The sequence below is a fragment of the Nannocystis pusilla genome (assembly GCF_026626665.1).
In the GTDB taxonomy this organism is placed as follows: Bacteria; Myxococcota_A; Polyangia; order Nannocystales; family Nannocystaceae; genus Nannocystis; species Nannocystis pusilla.
This window is the reverse complement of sequence record NZ_JAPNKE010000002.1, coordinates 7,281,930-7,304,694: the sequence shown is the minus strand read 5'-3', so window position 1 is coordinate 7,304,694 and position 22,765 is coordinate 7,281,930. Positions and strand designations below refer to the sequence as shown.

The following is a 22,765-nucleotide window of genomic DNA, read 5'->3' as shown; positions in this document are numbered from 1 at the left end:
GCCGAGGACGCCGCGGGCATGCGCCGACGAGGACGAGGTCGCTGTCGCCGCGCCGCGCACGGACTCGCGGACGTGACCGCAAGGGCCGCGCCGCGATCGTGTTACGCTGCGGCGCCGAGATGCCGGACGGGGTGACGATCGAGGTGGCGATGATCGTGCCGCGGACCGAGGCGGAGGGGCCGGGGGTGCGCTACGCGGTGTGGGTGCAAGGCTGCCCGCTGCGCTGCGCGGGCTGCTGCAACCCGGAGATGCTCGAGTTCGGCGGCGAGGGGTCGACGCGGCGGCTCGCGGCGGACCTGGTCGAAGAGGCATGTGCGTCGGGGGCGGAGGGGGTGTCGCTGCTGGGCGGCGAGCCGTTCGCGCAGGCGGAGGCGCTGGCGCCCGTGGCCGAGGGGGTGCGGGCGCGCGGGCTGTCGGTGATGATCTTCACGGGCTACACGCTGGCGGAGCTGCAGACGCAGGGGCCGGCGGCGGCGCGGCTGCTGGCGGCGACCGACCTGCTGGTCGACGGGCGCTTCGAGGCGAAGCTGCGCTCGCAGCGGCGGCGCTTCATCGGCTCGGACAATCAAGTGCTGCACTTCTTGAGCGACCGCTATGCGCCGGACGATCCGAAGCTGCAGGGCGGCAACACGGTGGAGCTGCGGATCCGCGGCGGCGAGATCACGCTCAACGGCTGGCCGGTGCTCGGGCCGCGCACGCGGGTGGCGCGATGAGCCTGGCGGTCAGCGTCGACGAGGGGCACGCGCTCGAGGTGCTCGACATGCTGATCCGCGGCCGACAGGTCCGGATCGTGCCGACGCATCCGGTGTCGCAGCCGCGGCCGGAGCTGGTCGAGGTGGCGGGGCGCAGGATCGCTTCGACGTGCCTGCGCGTGCTGGTCGAGTCGGGTCGGCGCGAGCGCGTGGTGCTGCGCCGCGGCCGACGCGTGCGCGGGAGAATCTGGGATGCGGCCCGCAGCGAGGGCTTCCGCCTGCGCTTCACCGAGGCGACCTACGAGCTGTGGGTGCAGGCGACGCAGCGGCTGGCGGAGATCGCCCGGCCCGCGGAGGTGGTGGAGGGCGAGGGCAGCTCGCGCAAGGCGCGGCGGCAGATCCGTCGCATCATCAAGATCGCGGGGACGGACACGGGTGATTGGCTGGTGTACGCGCTGGCGGTGCGCCACCTGGGGCGCGTGAACATGCCGCGGGAGATCCGCGAAGACTTGGGGCGGCGGCTGTGCCTGGGCTCGCCGCTGGCGACGCTGTTCGCGCTCGAGGACTGGTCGCGCCAGGTCGACGGCGAGGAGTCGTCGGGCAAGCCGGAGCTGCTGCTGAACGGGCCGCAGGTGGTGCTGCTCGAGTGCCTCGACGAGGTGCTGGCGGAGCAGTGGGCGGAGCAGATCGGCCGCTGCATGCGCTGGTCGCCGGGCGAGGAGCGGGCGGAGCGGCTGCTGACCGCCGCGCGCGTGCTCGAGCAATTCGTTCATGCGATCGACTTCCGGGCGCGGCTCGATCTGGCGCGGCCGCTGTGTCGCGCGCTGGCGCGCCTGTGCGGCGGCGAGTGGGGCGATCCGCCGGCGGTGGTGTCGGCGCAGCTGGTGGCGGATTCGGGGCTGATGCTGCGCTCGCAACAGGACGCGCTGCGGCGAGCGCTGGCGCGGATCGTGGGGCTGGGCGAGCGGCTGGCGGAGCTGCGCGAGGCGATGACGCGCCACGCGTTCGGCGACCGCCGCTACGAGGAGTCGCAGCTGTATCTCGAGCTGTTCGATATGGTGCTGCGGCCGCACCTGGGGCGCCTCGACGCGCTCGCGCGAGTGCTGACGGGGCGGCTGGGGTGAGCGCCGGCGGAGGGCGAGGCCGACGCACAGGAGGACGCGCGAGGGTTCGGCCTCGCCAGGGCGCGCGCGGGTCGGTTAGGATGGGCGCCCGCGAGGAGGCAGCGTGAGCCGAGGGTACCGCATCCGCATCAGCGATCCGAACTGGCGACCGGTCACCTACCACGACGCTGCGCGGCGAGGTCGCGACGACCGACGCGATCGAGCTGGACGTCGGGATGCTCGAGATCCTGCCGGAGGGGGCGATGACGGCGCTGCTGCGCGAGGAGCTGGCGGCGAGCGGCTGGTCCAAGGGACAGGACGGGGGGATGTCGCGCGAGTTCGGCGAGGTGGCGGTGACGCTGTCGCCCGACGGCCGGACGGTGACGGTGCGCGCGGCGGCGTCGAAGCAGGTGACGGCGCGGGCGACGAGCCAGGAGCAGGCGAACTCGCGGCTGGACGCGGCGGGCAAGCAGGCGGAGCGCGACCTGGCGCAGGAGGTGGCGCGGCGGCTCGGCGCGCACGAGGGCGAGATCCGCGGCGAGCTGCAGGCGGCGCTGCAGAAGGTGTACGCCGAGGCGCTGCGGCAGAAGGCGGCGTCGATGGGGCAGATCGAGAGCGTCCACGAGGGCCGCGGGGCCGACGGCGAGCTCGAGCTGACGATCAAGGTGCGGGTCTGAGCGTGCGACGCACGGTGCCGATCGAGACCCTGCCGGGCGAGGTGCGGGTCGAGGACGCGGTCGAGATGGCCTGCGCGCAGGACGTGACGTTCATCGAGGAGCGGCTGCGCCGCGGGATGAGCGTGCTGGTCGAGTGCGACAAGGAGCTGGCGCTGCACGTGTACCTGGCCGTGCGCGCGCGCCTGCGTCGCGGGGCGGCCAACGGGCGCGGGCCGCAGATCGTGATCGTCGACGGGCGCCCGCGCGAGGGCGAGGAGAGCCGCGGCAACCTGGCGACGATGCTGACGCAGCTGACGACGGCGATCCGCGGCAGCGTCGAGCGCACGATCATCGTCCTGCTGCACCTCGACGTGCTGACGACGACGCACACGAGCCTGACGATGGAGGCCCGCGAGGCGATCCCGCTGCTGTACGAGAACCCGGAGGCGGTGCTGCTCGGCTTCCGCGACCCGAGCTTCTCGCTGCCGAAGGTGATCGAGGGGGTGTTCGCGGTCCGCCGCGAGATCGTCGGGGTGCCGCGCGAGTCGCTGGCGAAGATCGTGACGCAGCGAGAAGCGAAGGCGATCGACGCGGACAACTTCGATCCGTTCGCCCTTTATAAATATGTGTCGGGGCTGAACCCGGTGCGGCTGCGGCGATTGATGCAAGCGGTCGGGCTGCGCCGCGAGGCGATGCCGGGGCGTTCGCAGGCGGCGCAGGTGTACCGCGAGCTGCGCCGGCAGACGGTCAGCGAGGACGTCGAGCTGCCGAACGTCGATCTCGAGCGCGACATCGGCGGCTACCCGGAGGTGAAGCTGCGGCTGCGCGAGGAGCTGCTCGACCTGCTGCGGCGCAAGGACAGCCTCGGGAGCGAGGGCGAGATCCAGGCGCTCGAGGGGCTGTTGCCGCGCGGGATCATCTTTCACGGGCCGCCCGGGACCGGCAAGACGTACTTCGCCAAGGCGATGGCGACGGCGATGGACGCGACGGTCATCATCGTGTCGGGGCCGGAGCTGAAGTCGAAGTGGGTCGGCGAGAGCGAGGAGAACCTGCGCCGGGTGTTCCGCCAGGCCCGCCGCAGCGCGCCTGCGGTGGTGGTCTTTGACGAGATCGACGCGTTCGCGCACGCGCGCGGGACGTACGAGGGCTCGGGGGTCGAGCACTCGATGGTGAATCAGTTGCTCACCGAGATGGACGGCTTCCGCGGCAGCGAGAGCGTGTTCGTGGTCGGGACGACGAATTCTTGGAGAGCCTCGACGGGGCGCTTCTGCGGCCGGGGCGATTTGAGTTCTTGATCGAGATTCCGGCGCCGGGGGTGCAGGACCGGCGGGAGATCGTGGAGATCTACGACCGCAAGCTCGAACTCGGCATGTCGCGCGAATTGCAGGAGCACCTGGTGCGGCGCACGGAGGGGCTGGCGGAGCGGGCGCGCGGGCTGCCGTTCACGGGCGATCACATCTATGCGGTGTGCCGGGCGCTGAAGCGGCAGGCGATCCGCACCGGCGAGAAGAAGTTCACGCCGGAGGACATCGATCGCGCGCTGCAGCGAAAGACGCGGGCGGCGGTGGTGCTGAGCCCTTCGGAGGAGCGGGTGGTGGCGATCCACGAGGCCGGGCACGCGCTGCTGGCGATGCTGGTCGAGCACGCGACGCCGCCGGAGCGGATCTCGATCGCCGCCGACATGGAAGGGGCGCTCGGCTACGTGCTGCGGGCCGCGCGGGCGCGGCCGTACGCGATCACGGCGGCGGACATGCGGGCCGACATCTGCGTCGGGCTCGGGGGCATGTGCGCGGAGCGGCTGGTGTTCGGCGAGGTGTCGATCGGGGCGCACACCGACCTGCAGCAGGTCAACCGCATCGCGCGGGCGATGGTCGAGGAGTACGGGATGGGCGCGAGCACGGGGGTGCTGGTGCGCCTCGACGATCCGCCGCGCCACGGGACGCCGATGTCGGAGCGCCGCCGCGAGCGCATCGACGCCGAGGTGACGGAGATCCTCGAGAAGGAGCTCCAGCGGGCGCAGGAGCTGTTGACGGGCCACCGCGCGATGCTCGAGGCGCTGGCGGAGACGCTGCTGTCGCGCAAGGTGCTCGACCGCGCCGAGCTGAGCGCGCTGACGAAGGAGAGAGCCATGGCTGAGGTGACGATCCGTCTGCGCCACAACCCGCGCACGGGGGAGCGCGAGGTGGTGATCCACTACGAGTCGGACAGCGACGCGCTGCCGCACGAGCACGAGCGCGACCACCGGGCGCTGGCGGAGCGGCTGATCGGCCGGCCGCTCGAGCAGGTGCTCGGCGGGATGACGGTCGACCGCGTGGTGGTCGAGAAGGCGCCGAAGGCCGGCGCGGCGGCCAGCGAAGAGGTGGCGCGCGAGAAGGCCGGCGTGCGCGGCACCTGACGAGCGAGCGCGGACGTGCGGTTCTGCCTGCTGCTGACGGGGACGACGAGCGACGGGGCGGCGCTGACGGTGCTGCTCGAGGCGGCGCCGTTCCTGGCCGAAAGGACATGGTCGGTGCTGCTCGACCGGTCAGGGCCGGGCAGCGCGCTCGCCTGCGAGGCGCTCGATGCTGTCCTCGCGGACAGGCTCTTGCCGCGCGGGCTGCCGCTGGCGACGGCGGTGGAAGAGGACGAGACGCTGGTGCTGACGCCGCTGCGCGGCGGAGCGCCGACGCGCTGGAACCTGTGGAAGGAGCGCACCGCGCCGCGCTTCGTGGAGGCGCTGCGGCTGCGAAGGCTGCCGGGCGAGCCGCTGGTCGACGAGGCGCTGTTCGTGATGCGCTCCGACTCGGAGGCGCCGCGGCTGCTGCTCGAGCGGCTCTTGTTGCTCGGGCGCTCGGACGCGCAGGTGGTCAGCTTCGTCGACGAGGCGGCGGCGGGCAGCTTCGCGGTGAAGGTCAAGGCGCCGCCGATCTATTTGATGATGGCGGCGCGCGACGGCGGCGGTGAGATCGCGGTGTACGGGCGCAATGGTGGCAGTCCGCTGTGGGTGGCGTGGTCGTTCGAACATCCGGCGGCGGGTCCGGCGGCGGCCTCGCTGGCGCGGATGAACCAGGCGGCGCTGGTCGACCGCGACGGTCAGTGGGTGCGCACGCCGGCGGACTGGCGGGCGCGGGCGATCCTCGACGCGGTGGCGCCGGAGCTCGCGGCGCCGCGGGTGGCGATGCGCTCGGTCGAGTCGGAGGTGCGGTTCCGGGTGCCGATTCGCCTGGCCCCGGCGGCGCTCACGGACCCGGACCTGTGGCTGCTGACGCCGGAGCTGTTGCTCGAGCTCGAGCCGCTGATCGAGGTGAGCACGGCGGACGAGCTGTCGCGGCTGACGGTGGCGCGGCTGACGGGCGCCGACGGGACGGTGTATCTGCTGCGCGAGCGGGTGCGGCCGGGGACGCCGCGCATGGCCGGGCGCGTGAGCGACACGCTCGGGGTGCCGGGTTATTCGCAGGTGGCGGGGGCCGACAACCTGTACGTGCCTGTCGGTCGGCGATTGATGCCGGTGCTGCGACGCGACGATCTGCGGGCGCTGCTGGGGCTCGAGCGGGCGCACACCGTGGTGATCACGGAGGACCGCGACGGGCCGCGGGTGGTGACGATCGTGGAGGTCGACGAGCAGCCGCTGCAGCGGTGGATCGACTACGTGGCGACGGACCGCCGGCTCGAGCTCGACAAGCTGCTCGAGCGCAGCGTGTTCGAGTTCCCCGAGGTGACGATCGAGTGGCCGAAGGAGGCGCGGCCGCCGGCGCCGAAGAAGCCGGTGATCCGCGAGGGGCCGGTGAAGCGGGCGCCGCCGCCGAAGCCGGTGGTGGTCGAGGAGCCGGCGAGCGCGGTCGACGTCGACGCGGCGGCGCACCTGCGAGCGCTGCGTGAGCAGGTGCGGACGCTCGAGCGGCGGGTGATCGCGGGCGGCTGCGACGAGCCCGAGGTGTGGCAAGATCTCGGGGAGATCAAGGCGCAGCTCGGCGACGGCGACGAGGCGGCCGATTGCTTCGAGATGGCGCTGCTGCACGGCGGGCCGCCCTACGACGAGAAATTGGCGAGGCGGCTGGTCGCGGCGACGCGGGGCAGTGATTCGGACGACGCATTGATGGAGTGGGTGGTGGCCGACCGGCGCACGCCGGCGGAGGCGAGCCGCCTGGGGGCGTCGCTGGTGGCCCGCGTGGCGACGCAGCGGCCGCCGGCCGACGAGGTGATGCAGCTGGCGCTGCCGATCTTCGCCGACCCGCGGCTGCCGGTGTCGCGCCGGCTGGCGTGGGCGGTGCTCGCAGGTTGGCACCGCCACGCACGCGACCGCCTCGGGATCACGCGGGCGAAGGAGGCGATCGTCGGCGGGATCAACGAGCGCGGGCTGAGCGAGCTGCACGACCTGCCGCGATTCGTGCGCCACGCGCTGACGCGCGAGGGCGACGACAACAACCACGAGGAGCCGGCCGAGGCCCGCACGGACCGCCTGCAGCAGGGGCAGCTGATCGCGCTCGAGGCGCTGTGGCACGAGGCGGCCCACGCAGGGCTGCCCGACATGGACGCGCCGACGGCCTTCTTGCGCCTGATCTTCGCCGTCGGGTTCGCGCGGCTCGGCGCGCGCGGGCTGGCGCAGGACCTCGTCGCGCCCGTCGAGCTCGAGCTCGATGTGCACGAGATCCCCAACCGCGCGCTGTTCCGCCTGTACATGGCGCGCCTGGCCCACGAGAGCTCGGGCGGCAGCGCGGAGGTGTGGACGGCCGAGGTGACGCGGACCGTCGAGGGCGTCCGCGAGCCGCGGCTGCAGCAGGCGGTGACGTGGCTGCAGAAGCGGTCGATGTGGCTGCGCACGAGCGGCGAGGAGGACTCGGCGCCGAGGGCGACGCGCTACAAGCTGCCGCCGGGGGTCGACGTGAGCGGCCTGGCGGAGGTGGTGTCGCGCGAGCTGTCGAGCGGGACGCGGTCGTTCGACTACCTGCTCGCGGAGGCGGTCGACGTGTGCGTGCGGCGGGCGCTGGCGAGCGGCAGTGATGCGGTGGTGGCGGAGGTGCTGGCGAGCGCGGAGCCGGGCCTCGGCAACATCCAGATCTTGAGTCACCGCGCGGAGGCGGTGGCGGCGTGCATCCACGGGGCGGCGAGCCTCGGCGACGACGCGATGCTCGGGCGCCTGCTCGAGGCGCTGGTGAACATCGCCCGCAGCGAGAAGCTGGGGTCGGCGCGCGAGCTGGTGCGGGCGACGCAGCGCGGGCTGGCGGCGCTGCGCCGGTTCGGCGGACTCGAGCCGGCGCGGGCGCTGCTCGAGGCGCTGGCGCGGGTACACGCGTACACGTCGAGCGACCAGATCGCGCTGTCGGCGACGGTGGCGACCGGGTTCGTGCAGATCGGCGAGGAGCGCGTGGCCGACGAGGTGCTCGACTCGCTGTGCACGCAGGTGCTCGGCAACGGGCTCGACTACGTGACGCGCGCGCAGGGCGGGCTGGCGGTGGCGCAGGCGCTGCGGCACTGGCCCAACATGACGCGCGTCGAGCGGTTCCGCCGGTTCGTCGCCGAGCTGGCGGCGTTCCGCGACACGTTCACCGCCAGCCGCTACTTCGATACGCACAAGATCCTGATCTTGGAGGCGATCGTCGACAGCCTGGCGGACAGCCGCACCCGCCACAGCGACCGCGTGCAGGGCTTCCTCGACCAGGAAGAACACGCCCTGCGCCGGCGCATCGTCACCGACTGGAGCGCAGTATGTGGACGCTAGAGGAGCTCGAGCCCGAGATCGACGATATCCGCGCGCGGATCCAGCAGCACCGCCGGGGTCTGAAGGAGTACTTCGTGGCCCGCGACGAGGAGATCGATCTGGCGATCCTGTGCGCGGTGGCCCAGGAGCCGCTCTTGCTGGTGGGGCCGCCGGGGACGGCGAAGAGCGACCTGGTGGTCAAGCTGACGGAGAGCCTCGGGCTCGGGGCCGGCGATTACTTCGAGTACATGCTGACGAAGTTCACCGAGCCGAGCGAGATCCTCGGGCCCATCGACATCGCGGTGCTCAAGGAAGGGCGCTACCTCCGGCGCACGCGCGGGATGCTGCCCGACTGCCGGGTGGCGTTCCTCGACGAAATCTTCAAGTCGAACTCGGCGATCCTCAACACGCTGCTGACGATCCTCAACGAGCGCAAGTTCTATCAGGACGGGCAGCCGACGCCGGTGCGCCTGGTGATGCTGTTCGCGGCGACCAACGACATCCCCGACCAGAGCGAGCTCGAGGCGATGGCCGACCGCTTCATCCTCAAGATCGAGACGAAGCCGGTGAAGGACCGTCACTTCGAGGAGCTGATCGACGCGGGGGTGATGAACGAGTCGTACCGCGCGAGCGGACACAAGCCGTGGACCCGCGGGGCGGCGTCGCTCGACGATTTCTTGAAGCTCAAGCGGTTCATGGACCTGAGCTTCGGGATGGGCCGCGAGCCGGGCCGCGACCGGGCGCAGTGGTTCCCGCGGCCGGTGTTCGCGGAGATGCGGCGGATCGTGCGGGCGCTCGAGACGGAGGACAAGGTGCTGGTCAGCGACCGCAAGCTGGTCAAGCTTTATAAAGTCATCCGCACGCAGGCGTTCCTGAATCACGGCGGGGCGGTGCAGACGTCGGACCTGAACCTGCTGGCGTACGTGGGCAACCGCCGCGACGAGATCCCGGTGGTGGCGAGCAAGGTCAAGGCGCTGCTGGGGCTCGGCGGGTGAGCGCGTGGGCCGGCGACTCAGCCGCGAAGAACTGCTGCCGGCGCTGAAGGCGTGGGCCCACGTGAGCGGCTACGGCGGCTCGCTGGCAGAGTCGCTGCCGCCGGCGCTGGGCTGGCTGCGCGCGCTGTGGGAGGAGGGCTACGACGCGCTGCCGCTCGACCTCGTGCACGACCTCGGGACGCTGCTGGTCGAGGGCCGGGCGTTCGCGTTCGCGTCGAGCCGCGACCTGGCCGACTGGCCGGAGGAGGAGCGCGGCGAGCGGCTGGCGTACGAAGATCGGGTGCTCGGCAAGTGGGTGCTGGACCCGAGCGTGGGCGACGCGCACGTGGCGATCGCGGCGCTGTCGGGCGAGCTGCAGCCGCGAGCTCTGGCGCACGCGATCGGCCTGGCCCTCGGGCCAGCTTCGCGGAAGGCCGAGCTCGACGCGGGCAACCCGGCGATCTTGCGCTCGTCGTGGCGCGAGGCGCTGGCGCTGTGCGCGAGCTGGCCGGCGCGCCACGGGGCGTGGGAGGAGCCGCCGGTCGACGAGCACTGGCAGGCGTGGGCGCTGTCGATCCGGGCGGCGATCGTGGGCGGGCTCGGCGAGGGCAAGCTGTTCTCGCCGGAGGATCTGTGGAGCTGGCCCACCTGGCCGACCTGCCCAACGAGTCGAGCCGACTGGCGCTGCGCGAGCTGCACGCGGCGACCGCGGCGATCGGCGGGGTCAGCCCGAGCGTGGCGATGGCGGTGCGCCGGCGCGCGCAGGAGGTCGCGATCGACGAGGAGGACGCGAGTCATTACCCGGCCGGAGGCTTCGACGCGCTGAGCACCCGCGGGCGCTTCGAAAATCTGGTGCGCAGCGAGGTGGCCTATGTCGATTCGGGGCGCGACGAATTGGGGCAGATCGATCTGTTCGACGTCCGCTTCGCCCAGGGCGAATTGCTGTACTACACGCGCGACGAGAGCCCGCTGTTCGACCAGCGCCGGCGCGTGACGGTGGTGGTCGAGCGGCCGCTCGACCAGCGGCACAAGCACCCCGAGCTCGACGCGCAGACGCTGGTGCTGGTCGACGCGGCGACGCTGCGGCTGCAGGCCGACATGGTCCAGGTGTTCGGGCCGAGCGGGGCGGAGCTGCACCTGCGCTGGCGCACCAGCGGGAAGGCCGACGCGGAGGCGGCGGAGGAAGAGGCGCGGCTGATGGCGATGACTCTGGCCGACGACCTGGCGCACCGGCGAGTGACTCTGGCGACGATGACCGACTGGCAGGAGGCGCCGCCGCGCGGGCTGGTGGTGTTCGCGGCGCATCAAGAGGACCCGCGCGCGGGGGCGCGAGCGTGGGTGCGGGTCGGCGAGCCGCGCTGGGTGCTGGACGGCGAGAGCTTCGCGGTCGGCGAGCCGGGCGGGCTGCGAGCGCTGCTCGACGCGCTGCTGCTGCGGCTGTTCGCCTAACGGTCGGGTTCCTCGGCGCTCGAGTTCATCAGGCGGTCGCGGTAGAGCTTGCGGAAGCGCAGGGTCGGCTCGTCGGTGCGGACCGAACGCTCTTCGCTCGCGGGCGGGACCTCTCCCGGCAGCGAGGTCTCGATGACGGCCCGATCCTCGCCGCCGATCTTTCGACTGCCGCGGCCGAAGTAGAAGTCGAACAGGCGCGAGCGCAGGAAGTCGCGGACCGTCACCATGATCATGTGGGTGGTCGTGTCGTCGACGGGGAGGACGGTCAAGAGCAGTTCGAAGATGCGTCTGCCCGCGGGGAGGTGCAGATGCATGGTGTTGGGGAAGCGGTAGTCGAGGGTGATCGGCTGGGGGACGCCGTCGATCGTGGTCGAGGTCCGACCGCCCCACGACCGATCCTCCCAGGCGATGTCGAGCCGCGAGTCGGGGCGATAAGGCAGGGCGTCGCGGAGCGTCCGCCGGTGCACGAACGGGAGGTGCGGCCAGTCGAGCGAGTTCTCCATGACGCGCGTCCAGTGGACGGCGAACGGCATGGTGAAGCTGCTGAGCGAGAGGTCGTCGCGCTGCAAGACGTCGGGGACGTCGGGCTCCGAGGGCGCCGCGAGCCCGGGGGCCGTGTACAACCACAAGAGCCCGCCGCGCTCGCGCACGGGCAACGGGGTCGCGCCGAGCCGCTCGCGTTTGGCGTCGGGGTTCCACGGGACGAGCTGGTTGCTGCCGTCGCCGGCGAAGCGCCAGCCGTGGAACGGGCACTCGAGGCATCCGCCCTCGACCTTGCCGAGCGACAGCCGCACGCCGCGGTGCGGGCAGCGATCGACGAGCGCGCAGGCCCGGCCCTCGCCGTCGCGGAACAGGACCACCCGCTCGCCGGCGACCTGCAGCGGGAGCGGCGTGCGGCGCTTCAGGTCCCGACCGAGGCCGACGATCGTCCAGACGTTTGCGAAGCCGCGGAACATGGCTGACCTCCTGTCTCTTCTTTCACCGAACCGGGAGGCGCGCTCGAAAGCCGCGTGCGGTGATTGTTCGGCCCGAGGAGCGCGAGCCGGGACGAAAGCGCGCCGGCGCGGCGAAGCCGGCGCAGCCTGACGAACGAGGTCGACTTCGGCGGCCGAGGCGGTGCGGTCGCGCGCCCGTGTGCTCCTGCGGCGAGCAGGAGTGCGAGCGCGCGGACATGGGCCTCGCGTCACGACGGTGAGAATGGCGGCAGAGCGCGGAGGCAGAGCTCGCGGCGAACGAGCTCGCCATGCCGTGGCGCGCTCAGTTGTGAACGAAGCATTCCCAGCAGAACGTGTCCTCGATGCCCTGGAGGTCGACCGGGAAGACGCACAGCTGGGGGACCGTCGTCGACAGGGTGAAGTCGTCGAGCGGGTTGTCCCCGGCCTGGATGTAGTCGCACTCGCTGAGCCACGGGTCGTCGAGGATGGGGGCCAGCGCGGTGACTGCGTTGTCGGTCAGATCGATCTGCTGCAGCGATTGATAGGCGGCCAGCGGGGCGAGGTCGGCGATCGCGTTGCCCGCGAGCGAGAGGTAGACGAGCTTCGCGGTGGCGAACTCGGGCACGGCGGTGAGGCCGGCGGCGTCGGCCTCGACGGACTGCAGGGCCGGGTGCGCGGCGAGGCTGGTCATGCTGGGCGTGAATGGGTTGCCGGAGACGTCGAGGCGCTCGAGCACGGGCGCGCCGAGCAGCGGGGCGAGGTTTTTCACCTGGTTGTCGCGCAGGTCGAGGTCGAACAGCGCGGGCAAGGCGAGCGGGGCGACGTCGACGACGTGATTGACGGCGAGGTCGAGGTCGGTGAGCGCGTGCAGGCCGGCGAGCGGGGCGAGGTCGACGATCTGGTTGTGCGAGAGGTCGAGGTCGGCGAGCGCGGTCATGCCGGCGAGCGGGCTGAGGTCGACGATCGCGTTCTCCTCGGCGGACAATCGGGTGAGGGCGACCAGATCGGTGAGCGGGGCGAGGTCGACGATGGCGTTCTCGTCGAGGTCGAGGCTCTGTAGGGCGCCGAGGCCGGCGAGCGGGGCGATGTCGGTGATCTGGTTGCTGTCCAGGTTGAGCCCCTGCAGGGCGCCGAGGCCGGCGAGCGGCGAGAGGTCGGCGATCTGGTTGTCGGACAGGCCGAGGCTCGTAAGATTGACGAGTGGGGCGAGCTCGCCGATGTCGGTCAGCGCGTTGTTGCCGAGGTCGAGTGATTCGAGGCTGACGATGTGCCCGAGGCCGGTCAGATCGGCGGTCTCGATGTTGCTGGCGTATAGCTCGGTCAGCGGCAATCCGGCGAGCGGGGCGAGCTCGCCGACCGGGTTGCCCGAGATGTGGAGGAACTTCAGCTCGACGAGGCCGGCGAGCGGCGAGAGGTCGGCGATCTGGCTGTTCGCTACCTGCAAGGAGGCGAGCTTGGTGAGGCCGGCGAGCGGGCCGAGGTCGACGATGTCGGGGGAGTAGAAGGTGATCTCGACGAGATTTTTAAAGCACTCGAGGCCGGACAGCGAGGCGACGTTGTGGCTCGTGAAGATGGTGTCGAGCGATTCGGCGAGCTCGACCGGGATCGGGCCCTCGGGGACCTCGAGGCGCAGGCGCAGGTACTCTTCGAGCAGCGGATCGGCGATGACGATCTCGGTGCATTGCACGGGCGGCGGGGCGGTGGTGCCGGTGGTGGAATCGTCGGTGGTCGTGGTGACTTCGCCGGTGGTCGGCGGCGGCGGCTCGGTGGTGCCGGGCTCGGTGGTGCCGTGGCCGTCGGTGCCGTGTTCGCCGGTGGTGGTGGCGGGCTCGCCGGTGCTGCCTTGCTCGGTCTCGCTGGCAGTGTCCGGGCCGCAGGCGAGGACGAGGGCGAGGGCGAGCCGCGGTCGAGGACGCATGGGGTCAGGATGCCGGGACGGGTCGGATTGTCCATCCGCGGGCGAGGTCCGGGCGAGGGCGGAAATCACGGGTGGCGGGGCACGGAACGGCCGGGTGCTGGCCAGAGCAGGCGGAATTGAGATGTCCTCGAAGACAGGTCCATGCGCGTCGCCGGATGCCCGGGTCGACGGACAGGTGGGCCGGTCCCGCGCTCGCGGGCGAAGAGCGGGCAGCGATCAGCTCTCGCGGGGCTCGTCGTCGTCGGCGCGGACGAGGGCGGGGACGAGCTGGATGGTGAGGTCGGTGAGGCGCCAGTCGAGCTCGCGGGCGATCGCGTGGACCTGCACGGTGCGCTGCAGCGGGGCGGACTCGTCGACGGGGACGAGGTAGACCTCGCCGATGAGGACGTGGCCGTGCTCGCGCAGGCGGACGGAGGCGCGGTGGACCCACGGCAGGGCGACGAGCTCTGCGGCGAGGCGGTCGGGCAGGGGGTCGTCGCTGCGGCAGGCGACGTCGCGGGGGCGGCGGTCCATGAGGTCGCCGAAGGCGGCGATGAGGTTGCGGCCGCCGTCGTGGGTGATGTCGATGGCGATCGCGCAGGCGGCCACTGCGTCGGCCCACCACAAGCCGAGGCCGATGCCGAGGACGCCGAGCATGCCGGCGGCGCCGGTCATCCAGTCGGCCTTGTTCATGAGGGCGTCGGTGTAGAGCGCCTTGTCGTGGAGGTCCTCGGCGAGGCGCAGCTTGATCCGCCCGAGGATGACGGTGGGCACGGCGCTCCAGACGAGGGCGGCGAGCATGAGCCAGCCGAGCCAGAGGTCGTGGCCGAACACGGTGGCGGTGCCGATGGTCGGCCGCTCGGCGCGGATCAGAGTGTAGAGGCTCTCGCCGAGCAGGTAGATGCCGAAGCCGAGGAGGGCGACGGCGGCGACCAGGAAGGCGATGGTGACCGCGCGGTGGTAGCCGTAGCGGTAGGCGTCGGTGGCCTCGCGCCGGCGCAGGCGGGCGGCGATCAGCACCGCGAACGGCGGGACCATGCCGAGGATGTCGTCGATCCACACGGTCTTCATCGCCTGCGACTCGCCCATCACGACGGCGGTGAAGGCGATCGCGGTGACGAAGTACAGCAGCGAGACCTGCTCGACCCGCTCGGCGCGGCGCATCGACGGCTCCTTGCTTCTCGGGAGCTCGTGAGCCGGCGTGTGACCCCAGCGCTCGCTCATGAATCACCGCAGTCCGCCCGCCCCCGCGCGAGGGCGGCGTCGATGTCGGCGCCGCCGAGGAACGCCTCGAGCTGCATGGTCCAGGCGTTCTCGCCCGGCGGCACGGCGAACACGTGCTCGCCGTCGACGGCGCGGTGGTAGGTGCGGGTGAAGCCGACGTCGTCGGCGTAAGGGCTGTCGGCGACGAGGCCGCCGATCACGAGGTCGTACTCGAAGCGCTGCAGGGCGGCGAGCAGGCGGGTCTCGCCGCCGAGCGTGAAGGTGAGGTCGAAGCCGCGGGCGCGCGCGAACTCGCGGACGAGGTCGACCTCGGCGCCGGCGAGCGAGCGACCGTCGCGCCGGCAGGCCCACGGCGGCTCGTGGATGACGCCGACACGGATGCCGCGGAGGGCCACGCGATCGGCGGTGCCCTCGGGGTCGCGCGGCAGGTCGCAGGCGCAGAGCCAGGCGACGACCGCGAGGCGCTCAGCCGTTGACGATCTCGCCGCCATTGGGGTGGAGCACCTGGCCGGTCATGTACGAGGCGTCGGCGCTGGCGAGGAAGACGAAGCAGGTGGCGCACTCCTCGGGCTCGCCGGCGCGGCCGAGCGGGCTGTCGCTGCCGAAGCCGGCGACCTTCTCGGGGTCGAAGGTGGAGGGAATGAGGGGGTCCAGATCGGGCCCGGGGCGACCGCATTGACGCGGATGCCGTCGCCGGCGAGGTTGGCGGCGAGCGAGCGGGTGAAGGCGACGATCGCCCCCTTGGTGGCGCTGTAGTCGAGCAGGCCGCCGCTGCCGCGGTAGGCGGTGACGGAGGTGGTGTTGAGGACGCTGGCGCCCCTTGCTTGCGCAGGTGCGGCAGGGCGGCCTGGGTCAGGAAGAACATCGAGAAGATGTTGGTGCGGAAGGTGCGGACGAGCTGCGCCTCGTCGATGTCCTCGAGCTTGTCCTTGGGGTGCTGCTCGGCGGCGTTGTTGACGAGGATGTCGAGGCGGCCGAAGCGATCGACGACCTGGCGGACGGCGTCGCGGCAGAACGCGCCGTCGCCGATGTCGCCGCGGATCGCCAGACAGGCGCGGCCCTCTTTCTCGACCTGGGCGGCGGTCTCGCGGGCGTCGCCGTCCTCGCTCAAATAGACGATGGCGACGTCGGCGCCCTCGCGGGCGAACAGCACGGCGGTGGCGCGGCCGATGCCGCTGTCGCCCCCGGTGACGAGCGCGACCCGACCCTCGAGCTTGCCGCTGCCGCGGTACTCGGGCCGCTTGAACTTCGGACGCGGGGTCATCTTCGACTCCTTGCCCGGCGGCCTCTGGGTCTGCTCCGGCCGCTGCTCGCTCTTCTCGTCGCGCTTCGATGCGTTGCCCATGGCTGTCTCCGGTTCGTCTCCTGGCGCCCTTGGCCCAGGGGGACGAGGGACTCGTGGCACAGGCGGCCTGACTGTCAACGCAGAGAGCGGCAGGCGAGCGCGCGGGCGCTCGAACACGGCAGGGGCCGCTGGCCGCGACGAAGGCGCAAAAGGCGCGATCTCGCACATGTGTCCGAAAGGGCAGGTGGCAATATTGGGCGCCGCTCGGGGCGGGCGAGCGGGCGAGGTACGACGCCACAGGCTGAACAGGGTGGCATCGTCGGGCGGTTCTGAGGCGCCGACGAGGCCGTTGAGCGTGATCAGGGCTGCGGCTACCATGCCGCCATGGTCGTCGACGCCGACGTTCCGTCACGCTGGAGGCGACACGGCCGGATCATGCACGTGCTCTCCATGGTCGCCGGCGGGCTCTGCGTCCTGCTGGTGGTGCACCCGAGCCTCGGCTACGCGCCGCGTGGCAGCGTCATCGCGGGTGCTGACCTACGCTGGGAAATCATGGAGATCGTGTGGTGGCTGTTCCTGGCCATGGGGGCGACCGCCAGCGTCGTGGTCGCGTTGCTGCCGTCGGCGACGCCGCGGCCGCTGTGGTACGTGGTGCCTTATATGCTCGGCGCGGTGGTCGCGTACAAAATGCTGCCGATCATCGACCGATACTATTGAGATTGCCCGGCTGCTCGGGTCTGGTCTGTCCTGCGTGCCCGCGGGCCGACGCGCGTGGCGATCTTGCCCGTGGCTCGGCCGCGTCGGCCCGGCTACGTTGACGAGGGAGCAGCGTGCGGGTTCATGTCGAACCGCGATGGCTGCTCGCTTTGGAGAAACTATGGCAAAAAAGGATACTTGTTGCATCGAGCCGGCCGACCTCCGGGTCCTCACCCTCGAGCAGGCCGGTCCGGGCATGCACGTGGTCTACACCGTGCCGACCGGCAAGGTGTTCGTGCTGACGGCGTGGATGATGTCGGTCCCCAATCAGGCGAGCGTCAGCACCCGCATGCTGCGGTCGGGCTCGCGCGTGGCGCTCAACCGGATCTTCGATGCCATCAAGCAGTTCAATCACATCACTTTTCCGACCGGGATCGCCTTCGCCGCCGGCCAGACCATCGAGCTCGACGATTTTTTCAATTGGGCCGACCACATGCTTTACGGGTACGAAGTCGATGACTGAGGCACGTCGTCGTCGGCATGCCGGCTGACGAGTTGCATCGAATCGTCGAGATGGATCGGCGCTCCCGCAGGGGGCCGTGCTCGCGTCATTGGACGATCGTTCTTCCGCCGAATGACTGCCTTCGATTCGAAGCGGGCGGCGTGAATGGCGGGACTGATGATTTGGATCGAGTCGCGGCAATGAATCGTCGCTGTACAGGCCCAGCGTGGACGTCGCGGGTGCCGCGAATCGCAGGAGGCGGCGAATGGCGGATGGCGCGGGTCGCGGACGCGCGAGGCCGACCGCGAACGCCGGCGCGGCGCTCGCCGGACGCAGGTGGTATCACCGCGGACGAGCGCCGTGCGCAGCCCGCAGCAGCCGAGGAGTCGTGATCGCGCCCGCCACAGGCGGGTCGCGGTGGTGCTCGGCGGGGTGCTCGGGCTGCTGCCGGCCCGGGCGCCGGCGATGCCGACGATCGGCTGGGAGGCGCCTGCGGGCTGCCCCTCGGCCGAGCGGGTGGTGGCGCGGATCGGCGAGGTCGTGGGGGAGCGGCCGGTGTCCCCGGCGGTGACCTCGGTGCGGGCGCGGGTCGAGCGGCAGGGCGGGGGCTGGCTGCTGGTGGTCGTGTTCTCGGGCCGCGACGGGTCGACCGAGCGCCGGCTGACGCTCCACGACTGCGAGGCGACGGCGAACGCCACCGCCTTGCTCGTCGGCATCGCGCTGGTCGGGCCGGCCTCGGTGGCGGCGCCCGAGGAGATGCCGCTGGCGGTGCCCGTGCCGGAGCCGGACGCGAGGGACGGCGGGACGACGAGCCGCGATCGCGGGGGCGCGGCGGGGCCCGGCGGGCGCGGGGGCGGGGCAGGGTCGCCGAGGTCGGGCGGCGAGGCGCGCGGGCGCGCGGCGGATGGAGCCGAGGCGCGCGGGCGCGCGGCGGACGGGGCGGGCGCGGAGAGGGAGGCGCGAGGGCGCGCGGCCGGGCAGGAGGGGGCAGGGCGAGACGCGCGGCGGCGGTCGAAGATGGGCGCGGGCGCGCGGCGGGGACGGACGGGGAGGCGCGCGAGGGCGCGGACCCGGCCGCGCCGGCCGGCGCAGGCGGGGCCGGAGCCGACAAGGACGGGCAGGAGGGCGTGGTCGGAGCGGACGCAGGAGGGCGCGCGGCCAGAGCACCCGCCGATCGGCCCGGTGGAGGCGCCGCAGCGGCGACGCGGGCGGGGAACGACCGGGCCGGGGGGCGACCGCGCGTTCCTGCAGGTCGGGCCGGCGCTGGCGGTGGGCGTGCTGCCGCGGGCGACGCTCGGGCTGGCGGCGGGGCTGGGCGTGGCGTGGCGTCGGCTGCGGGTCGCGCTCGGCTACGCGGGATGGTTCCGCAGCCCGGCGCGCTGGGCCGAGGACCGGCAGATCGGCGCCGACGTGGCGCTGCACGCCGGGTCGCTGCGAGTCGGGCCGGTGCGGCGGGTCGGGCCGGTCGAGCTGCAGGCGGCGATCGGGCTGGAGTTCGGGGCGCTGCGGGCGGCGGGCGTGGGCAGCGAGGTCAACCTCGAGCGCCGGACGTGGTGGGGCGCGACGCTGGTCGGCGGCGGGCTGGCCTGGGCCCCGCGGGCGCTGCGGGGCCGCGGGGCGCTGCGGGTCCAGGCCGAGCTGGTGGTGCCGCTGCACCGGCCGACCCTCCTCTACAACCGCGAGCCGATCTTCCGCTTCGGGGCGCTGGGCCTGCGCGCCGGGTTGCTGCTGGAGGCGCGGTTCTTCTGATGACGAGGACGAGCCGCGGCCGCGCGAGAACGCGCTGCATTCTCATTAATGGCAGCGCCCCGCTGCGGGAAAGCAGGCGGCGATGATCCCCCTGGCCCAGCCGCCGCACACCGAGGACGCGCCGACGTCCGCGGAGGCTGGCGCGCCGGACCTGATGGAGATCTATCGCGCGCACGTGGACTATGTGTGGCGAATCGCCCGGAGCCTGGGGATCCCCGCCGATGCCGCGGAGGACGTGACCCAGGAGGTGTTCCTCTGCGTGCATCACCGACTTCACACATTCCGGCCCGGCGGGTCGATGCGGGCGTGGCTGTTCGGGATCACCCGCAACCTGGTGCTGCACGACAAGCGCAGCTACGCCCGCCGCGAGCGTCACCTGGCCGCGTTGCCACACCCGCAGGAGACGGCGCGCGAGCCCGACGCGACGGTGCGGGTGCAGCAGGCGGCGGCGCTGATGCAGGCGTTCCTCGACGAGCTCGACCTCGACAAGCGCCTGGTGTTTCAGATGACGGAGATCGAGGAGATGACGGCGGACGAGATCGCGGAGGCGCTGGCGATCCCGCTGGGCACGGTGTATTCGCGGCTGCGAGCGGCGCGGGCCCGACTCGAGCGATTCCGCCTGCGGCTGCACGCGCGCGACGAACGGAGGCACGCATGCGCGACGAACCCGTGACCACGCCCGAGCTCGTCGCCGCGTACCGCGACCGCGAGCGCCCGTCCGAGGCGGCGCGCGAACGAATGGCGCGCGCATTGATGGCAGCGACGGCGGCCCGCTCGGCGACGGTGATCCCGCTGCGCCCGTCACGACGGCAGCGTCGCGGGGTCGCCGGCGGCTGGCTGGCCCTCGCGGCCGCGCTGGCGCTGATCGGGGCGTCCTCGTATTGGCTGGTGAGCGCGCGGCAGCAGCCGAGCGGGCCGGCCGACATGCTGCTGGATGCGCACGACCCCGCGCCCGCGCAGGGGACGGTCACGCCGAAAGCGAGTGAGGCGCCGGGCGGCCGTGTCGTGCATGCGATCGCAGAGCCGCGCGCGACGACGGTCGAGGGGGAGAACGTCGAACTGGTGGCCGCGACGACGGTCGAGGGGACGGTGGAGAACGTCGAGCCGGAGGCCGCGACGAAGATCGAGGGGGCGGCGGTCGAGGTCGCAGCAAAGACCGAGACGGCCGCGGCGGATCCTGCGCAGCGTCGAGCGGGGCGCTCGCAGGCGCGTCAGGTCGCGGCGGACTCGCCGCGCGGGGAGGATGCGCCTGCAGATCCGGTGCTCGAAGAATTAATGTTGATTCAGCAGATCAAGGACGCCCTCGACGCCGAGCGCCCCGCGGCCGCGCTGGCGGCGATCGATGCGCATGCACGGAAGTTCGCCCGCGGCAGCCTGGTCGAGGAGCGCGAGGCGTTGCGCGTGGTGGCCCTGTGCGACACCGGCGAGGTCGTTCGAGGCGAGCGCGCGCAGCGGGCCTTTATCAAAGCGTACCCGCGATCGGCGTACCGCGAGCGGGTCCGCGCGGCGTGCCCGGTGGCTGCAGCGGCGACGGAACAATCGACGATCGATTAATGGCGGAGGGCGCGGGCGGGAAACACACTCGCAACGAGAGACCCCGTCATGCCTTACTTGCCCGTAACCTCGACCTCCCTGCGCGTCCTGCTGCTGACCGGGCCCGCGTGCCTGCTCGCCGCCTGCGTCGACGACCTGCCCGTCGGCCAGACCGGCAGCGAGACCGACACGACCACGCAGACCACTTCGCAGACCACCGAGACTTCGATCGATCCGCCGTCGACCACGACCGAGGAATCGACCACCGACGCGCCGACGAGTTCGACGGTGACGTCGGTGGAGCCGACCGGCACGGAGACGACGACGGTGGAGCCGACCACGGCGACGACGGCGGTCGAGACGACGACCGACGACACCAGCACGACGGCGGAGACGACGACGAGCACGAGCGACACCGACGCGAGCACCACCGATTCGACGACCGGCGACAACGAGGGCTGGCAGCCGCCGAATTGCGCGTCGGTGACCGGCACGGGGGCGGTGACGTTCAGCTTCGATCAGGGGGCGACGCTGGCGCCGATGGACCAGCAGATCCAGCCGGTCACGTACACCTTCGGGCTGGTCGCGCTCGGCAAGCCGGGGGCGATGCTGGCGGGCTCGGGGCAGCAGATCCTGGCGTCGAGCGACGCCGGCTGCTCGTGGCACTCGATCGGCGCGGCCGGCAACCCGAACGCGCCGGCGGTGCGCCTGCACGCGGCCGGCGAGACGCGGGCGTACGCGTACGGCGACAACAACGAGGCGATCGTGCGCGTCGACGACGAGGTGATCACGAAGCTGAGCTCGCCGGCGGGGCAGGACGGGATCGTCGGCCTCGGGGTCGACCCGGGCGACCCCGATCACGTGCGGATCGGCGACAGCGCCGGGCGCGTGTGGGACTCGGTCGACGCCGGCATGTCGTGGCAGCAGATCGGGATCCCCGCGTTCGCCGGGTCGCTGGCCTACCGCGCCGCGTTCGACCCGCAGGACATCGACCACGTGCTGTTCGGGGCGCTGGCCGAGGGCGTGCTGACGTCGCACGACGCCGGCGAGGGCTGGCAGAGCGCGGCCGGGCTCAGCCCCGGCAATTCCAACGGCTTCAACCTGGTGGTCTCGCCGGTCGACGGCGACATCGTGTGGGTCGAGGGCCTCGACCTCGAAGACCCCAACGACCAGACCCAGCGCCACGTGTATCGCTCGGAGGACGGCGGCCTGACGTTCGACGCGGTCATCGAGGCGAGCGAGGCCACGCTGTACAACGGCAACCACCTGTTCCCCCACCCGACCGACCCCGACGTGCTCTACTTCGTGTTCGGCTCGAATTATCAGGCGTACGGGACCGACCTGTACCGCTACGATTACGGGACCGACGCGATCACCCTGACGCACAACATGTGGCACGACACGGTGATCGCGTTCCTGCCGAGCGACCCGTCGGTGATCTACCTCGGGCTGTCGATCGAGCCGGGCGGCGGGTGAAACGGCGGTCGGGTGGATTGAGTACATGTCCCGAGGGACATGTACCTTCTCGCGGCCCCGGGGCCCTCGCCCGGCGCCGAAGCGGTCGTGGGCGCGCCTTGCTCCGCGCCGCGGAGATCGGCTAGCGTGCGGGCGTGACCCATACGCAGATCGAGATCCCGACCGACGACGGTGTCTGCCCCGCCCACGCCTACACGCCGCGTACGCCGGGGCCGTGGCCGGCGGTGCTGGTGTTCATGGACGGGGTCGGCATCCGGCCCACTCTGGTGGAGCACTGCGAGCGGCTCGCGGAGGCCGGCTACTTCACGCTGCTGCCCGACTTGTTTTACAGATCGGGGCCTTACGAGCCGCAGGACCCGGCCAAGCTGTTCGGCGATCCGGCGGTGCGCGGGGCGTGGTTCGCCCGCCACCGCGCGACGACCAACAGCGCGGCGGTGATGCGCGACACCCGGGTGTTCTTGGAGCACATCGCCGCCGAGCCGGGGGTGCGCCCGGGGCCGGTCGGGGCGGTCGGCTACTGCATGGGCGGGCGCATGGCCGTCACCGCCGCCGGTCACTACCCGGACCGCTTCGCCGCGGTCGCGGCCTACCACCCCGGCAACCTCGCCGACGCCGAGCCCGACAGCCCGCACCTGCTGGCAGCGAAGATCTCCGCCGAGGTCTACGTGGCGGCCGCTCGCGACGACCCGACGTTCCCCGAGGAGCAGAAGCAGCGGCTCGCGGCCGCGTTCGACGCCGCGGGCGTGAAGTACACGCTCGAGACGTACCCGGCGCGCCACGGCTGGGTGTTCCCCGACATCCCGGTGTACGACGCGGCCGGCAACGCGCGCCACTGGGCCACGCTGCTCGAGCTGTTCGCGCGCACGCTGCCGCGCTGAGATGGCCGATCGGGCATGTCCGAGGGGGCATGTCCGAAC

General features: G+C 72.2%; 19 protein-coding genes and 2 pseudogenes. 16 read left to right on the top strand and 5 right to left on the bottom strand.

Features of this window, described 5'->3' with window-relative positions:
• Positions 1-98: 98 nt before the first annotated feature.
• The 9 genes and pseudogenes from OV079_RS32165 (at position 99) to OV079_RS32125 (ending at position 10,551) form a co-directional block, all read left to right on the top strand.
• A complete protein-coding gene (locus OV079_RS32165) occupies positions 99-713 on the top strand; it encodes a 4Fe-4S single cluster domain-containing protein (RefSeq protein WP_267772967.1) in 615 nt (204 codons plus the stop codon).
• Complete coding sequence (locus OV079_RS32160; RefSeq protein WP_267772965.1) at positions 710-1,816, top strand: hypothetical protein; 1,107 nt, start codon at positions 710-712, stop codon at positions 1,814-1,816. Before OV079_RS32165 ends, OV079_RS32160 begins: the two co-directional genes overlap by 4 nt.
• A 134-nt stretch (positions 1,817-1,950) precedes the next feature.
• Positions 1,951-2,472, top strand: coding sequence for a hypothetical protein (locus OV079_RS32155; protein WP_338089109.1), 522 nt, complete (start codon positions 1,951-1,953; stop codon positions 2,470-2,472).
• 2 nt (positions 2,473-2,474) lie between these two features.
• On the top strand, positions 2,475-3,746 hold the full coding sequence (locus tag OV079_RS56380) for an AAA family ATPase (RefSeq protein WP_267772964.1): 1,272 nt from the start codon (positions 2,475-2,477) through the stop codon (positions 3,744-3,746).
• Positions 3,743-4,846, top strand: coding sequence for a hypothetical protein (locus OV079_RS32145; protein WP_267772963.1), 1,104 nt, complete (start codon positions 3,743-3,745; stop codon positions 4,844-4,846). The genes OV079_RS56380 and OV079_RS32145 overlap by 4 nt, the downstream gene beginning before the upstream one ends.
• Positions 4,847-4,861: 15 nt before the next feature.
• Positions 4,862-8,149 carry a hypothetical protein gene (locus OV079_RS32140; RefSeq protein ID WP_267772962.1) on the top strand — a complete coding sequence of 1,096 codons (3,288 nt, stop codon included), beginning with the start codon at positions 4,862-4,864 and terminating at the stop codon, positions 8,147-8,149.
• The gene (locus OV079_RS32135) at positions 8,137-9,123 is read left to right on the top strand and encodes an AAA family ATPase (RefSeq protein ID WP_096329844.1); all 987 of its coding nucleotides are present in this window, start codon (positions 8,137-8,139) and stop codon (positions 9,121-9,123) included. Before OV079_RS32140 ends, OV079_RS32135 begins: the two co-directional genes overlap by 13 nt.
• Before the next feature lie 4 nt (positions 9,124-9,127).
• Positions 9,128-9,807, top strand: a pseudogene (locus OV079_RS32130) (hypothetical protein); the annotation flags it as partial.
• Positions 9,808-9,843: 36 nt separating this feature from the next.
• Entirely contained in the window at positions 9,844-10,551 is a 708-nt protein-coding gene (locus OV079_RS32125; protein ID WP_420829552.1) for a hypothetical protein, read from the top strand.
• Here the strand turns inward: OV079_RS32125 and OV079_RS32120 are convergent.
• The 5 genes and pseudogenes from OV079_RS32120 to OV079_RS58930 form a co-directional block, all read right to left on the bottom strand.
• A complete protein-coding gene (locus OV079_RS32120; RefSeq protein ID WP_267772960.1) occupies positions 10,548-11,507 on the bottom strand; it encodes an aromatic ring-hydroxylating oxygenase subunit alpha in 960 nt (319 codons plus the stop codon). The genes OV079_RS32125 and OV079_RS32120 overlap by 4 nt on opposite strands.
• Before the next feature lie 301 nt (positions 11,508-11,808).
• Complete coding sequence (locus tag OV079_RS32115; RefSeq protein WP_267772959.1) at positions 11,809-13,404, bottom strand: leucine-rich repeat domain-containing protein; 1,596 nt, start codon at positions 13,402-13,404, stop codon at positions 11,809-11,811.
• 216 nt (positions 13,405-13,620) lie between these two features.
• The gene (locus tag OV079_RS32110) at positions 13,621-14,547 is read right to left on the bottom strand and encodes a cation efflux transmembrane domain-containing protein (RefSeq protein ID WP_267772958.1); all 927 of its coding nucleotides are present in this window, start codon (positions 14,545-14,547) and stop codon (positions 13,621-13,623) included.
• Positions 14,548-14,603: 56 nt separating this feature from the next.
• Positions 14,604-15,098: a transporter substrate-binding domain-containing protein gene (locus OV079_RS32105; RefSeq protein ID WP_267772957.1), complete on the bottom strand. Its 495-nt coding sequence runs from the start codon at positions 15,096-15,098 to the stop codon at positions 14,604-14,606.
• Positions 15,073-15,952 (bottom strand): annotated as a pseudogene (locus OV079_RS58930) (SDR family oxidoreductase). The gene OV079_RS32105 and the pseudogene OV079_RS58930 overlap by 26 nt, the downstream one beginning before the upstream one ends.
• A 324-nt stretch (positions 15,953-16,276) precedes the next feature.
• Here OV079_RS58930 and OV079_RS32090 point away from each other — a divergent pair.
• The 7 genes from OV079_RS32090 to OV079_RS32060 all read left to right on the top strand — a co-directional run bounded on the left by OV079_RS32090 (position 16,277) and on the right by OV079_RS32060 (position 22,726).
• Positions 16,277-16,609: a hypothetical protein gene (locus OV079_RS32090; RefSeq protein WP_267772956.1), complete on the top strand. Its 333-nt coding sequence runs from the start codon at positions 16,277-16,279 to the stop codon at positions 16,607-16,609.
• Between the two features lie 160 nt (positions 16,610-16,769).
• Positions 16,770-17,111 carry a hypothetical protein gene (locus OV079_RS32085; RefSeq protein WP_267772955.1) on the top strand — a complete coding sequence of 114 codons (342 nt, stop codon included), beginning with the start codon at positions 16,770-16,772 and terminating at the stop codon, positions 17,109-17,111.
• Positions 17,112-17,450: 339 nt separating this feature from the next.
• Positions 17,451-18,839, top strand: a complete 1,389-nt coding sequence (locus OV079_RS32080; RefSeq protein WP_267772953.1) for a hypothetical protein — start codon at positions 17,451-17,453, stop codon at positions 18,837-18,839.
• Positions 18,840-18,921: 82 nt separating this feature from the next.
• Entirely contained in the window at positions 18,922-19,512 is a 591-nt protein-coding gene (locus tag OV079_RS32075; protein ID WP_267772951.1) for an RNA polymerase sigma factor, read from the top strand.
• Positions 19,494-20,393 (top strand): hypothetical protein, encoded by a 900-nt coding sequence (locus OV079_RS32070; protein ID WP_267772950.1) that lies wholly within the window; start codon positions 19,494-19,496, stop codon positions 20,391-20,393. The genes OV079_RS32075 and OV079_RS32070 overlap by 19 nt, the downstream gene beginning before the upstream one ends.
• 48 nt (positions 20,394-20,441) lie before the next feature.
• Positions 20,442-21,848, top strand: coding sequence for a WD40/YVTN/BNR-like repeat-containing protein (locus OV079_RS32065; protein WP_267772948.1), 1,407 nt, complete (start codon positions 20,442-20,444; stop codon positions 21,846-21,848).
• Between the two features lie 134 nt (positions 21,849-21,982).
• Positions 21,983-22,726: a dienelactone hydrolase family protein gene (locus OV079_RS32060; protein ID WP_267772946.1), complete on the top strand. Its 744-nt coding sequence runs from the start codon at positions 21,983-21,985 to the stop codon at positions 22,724-22,726.
• Positions 22,727-22,765: the final 39 nt, after the last annotated feature.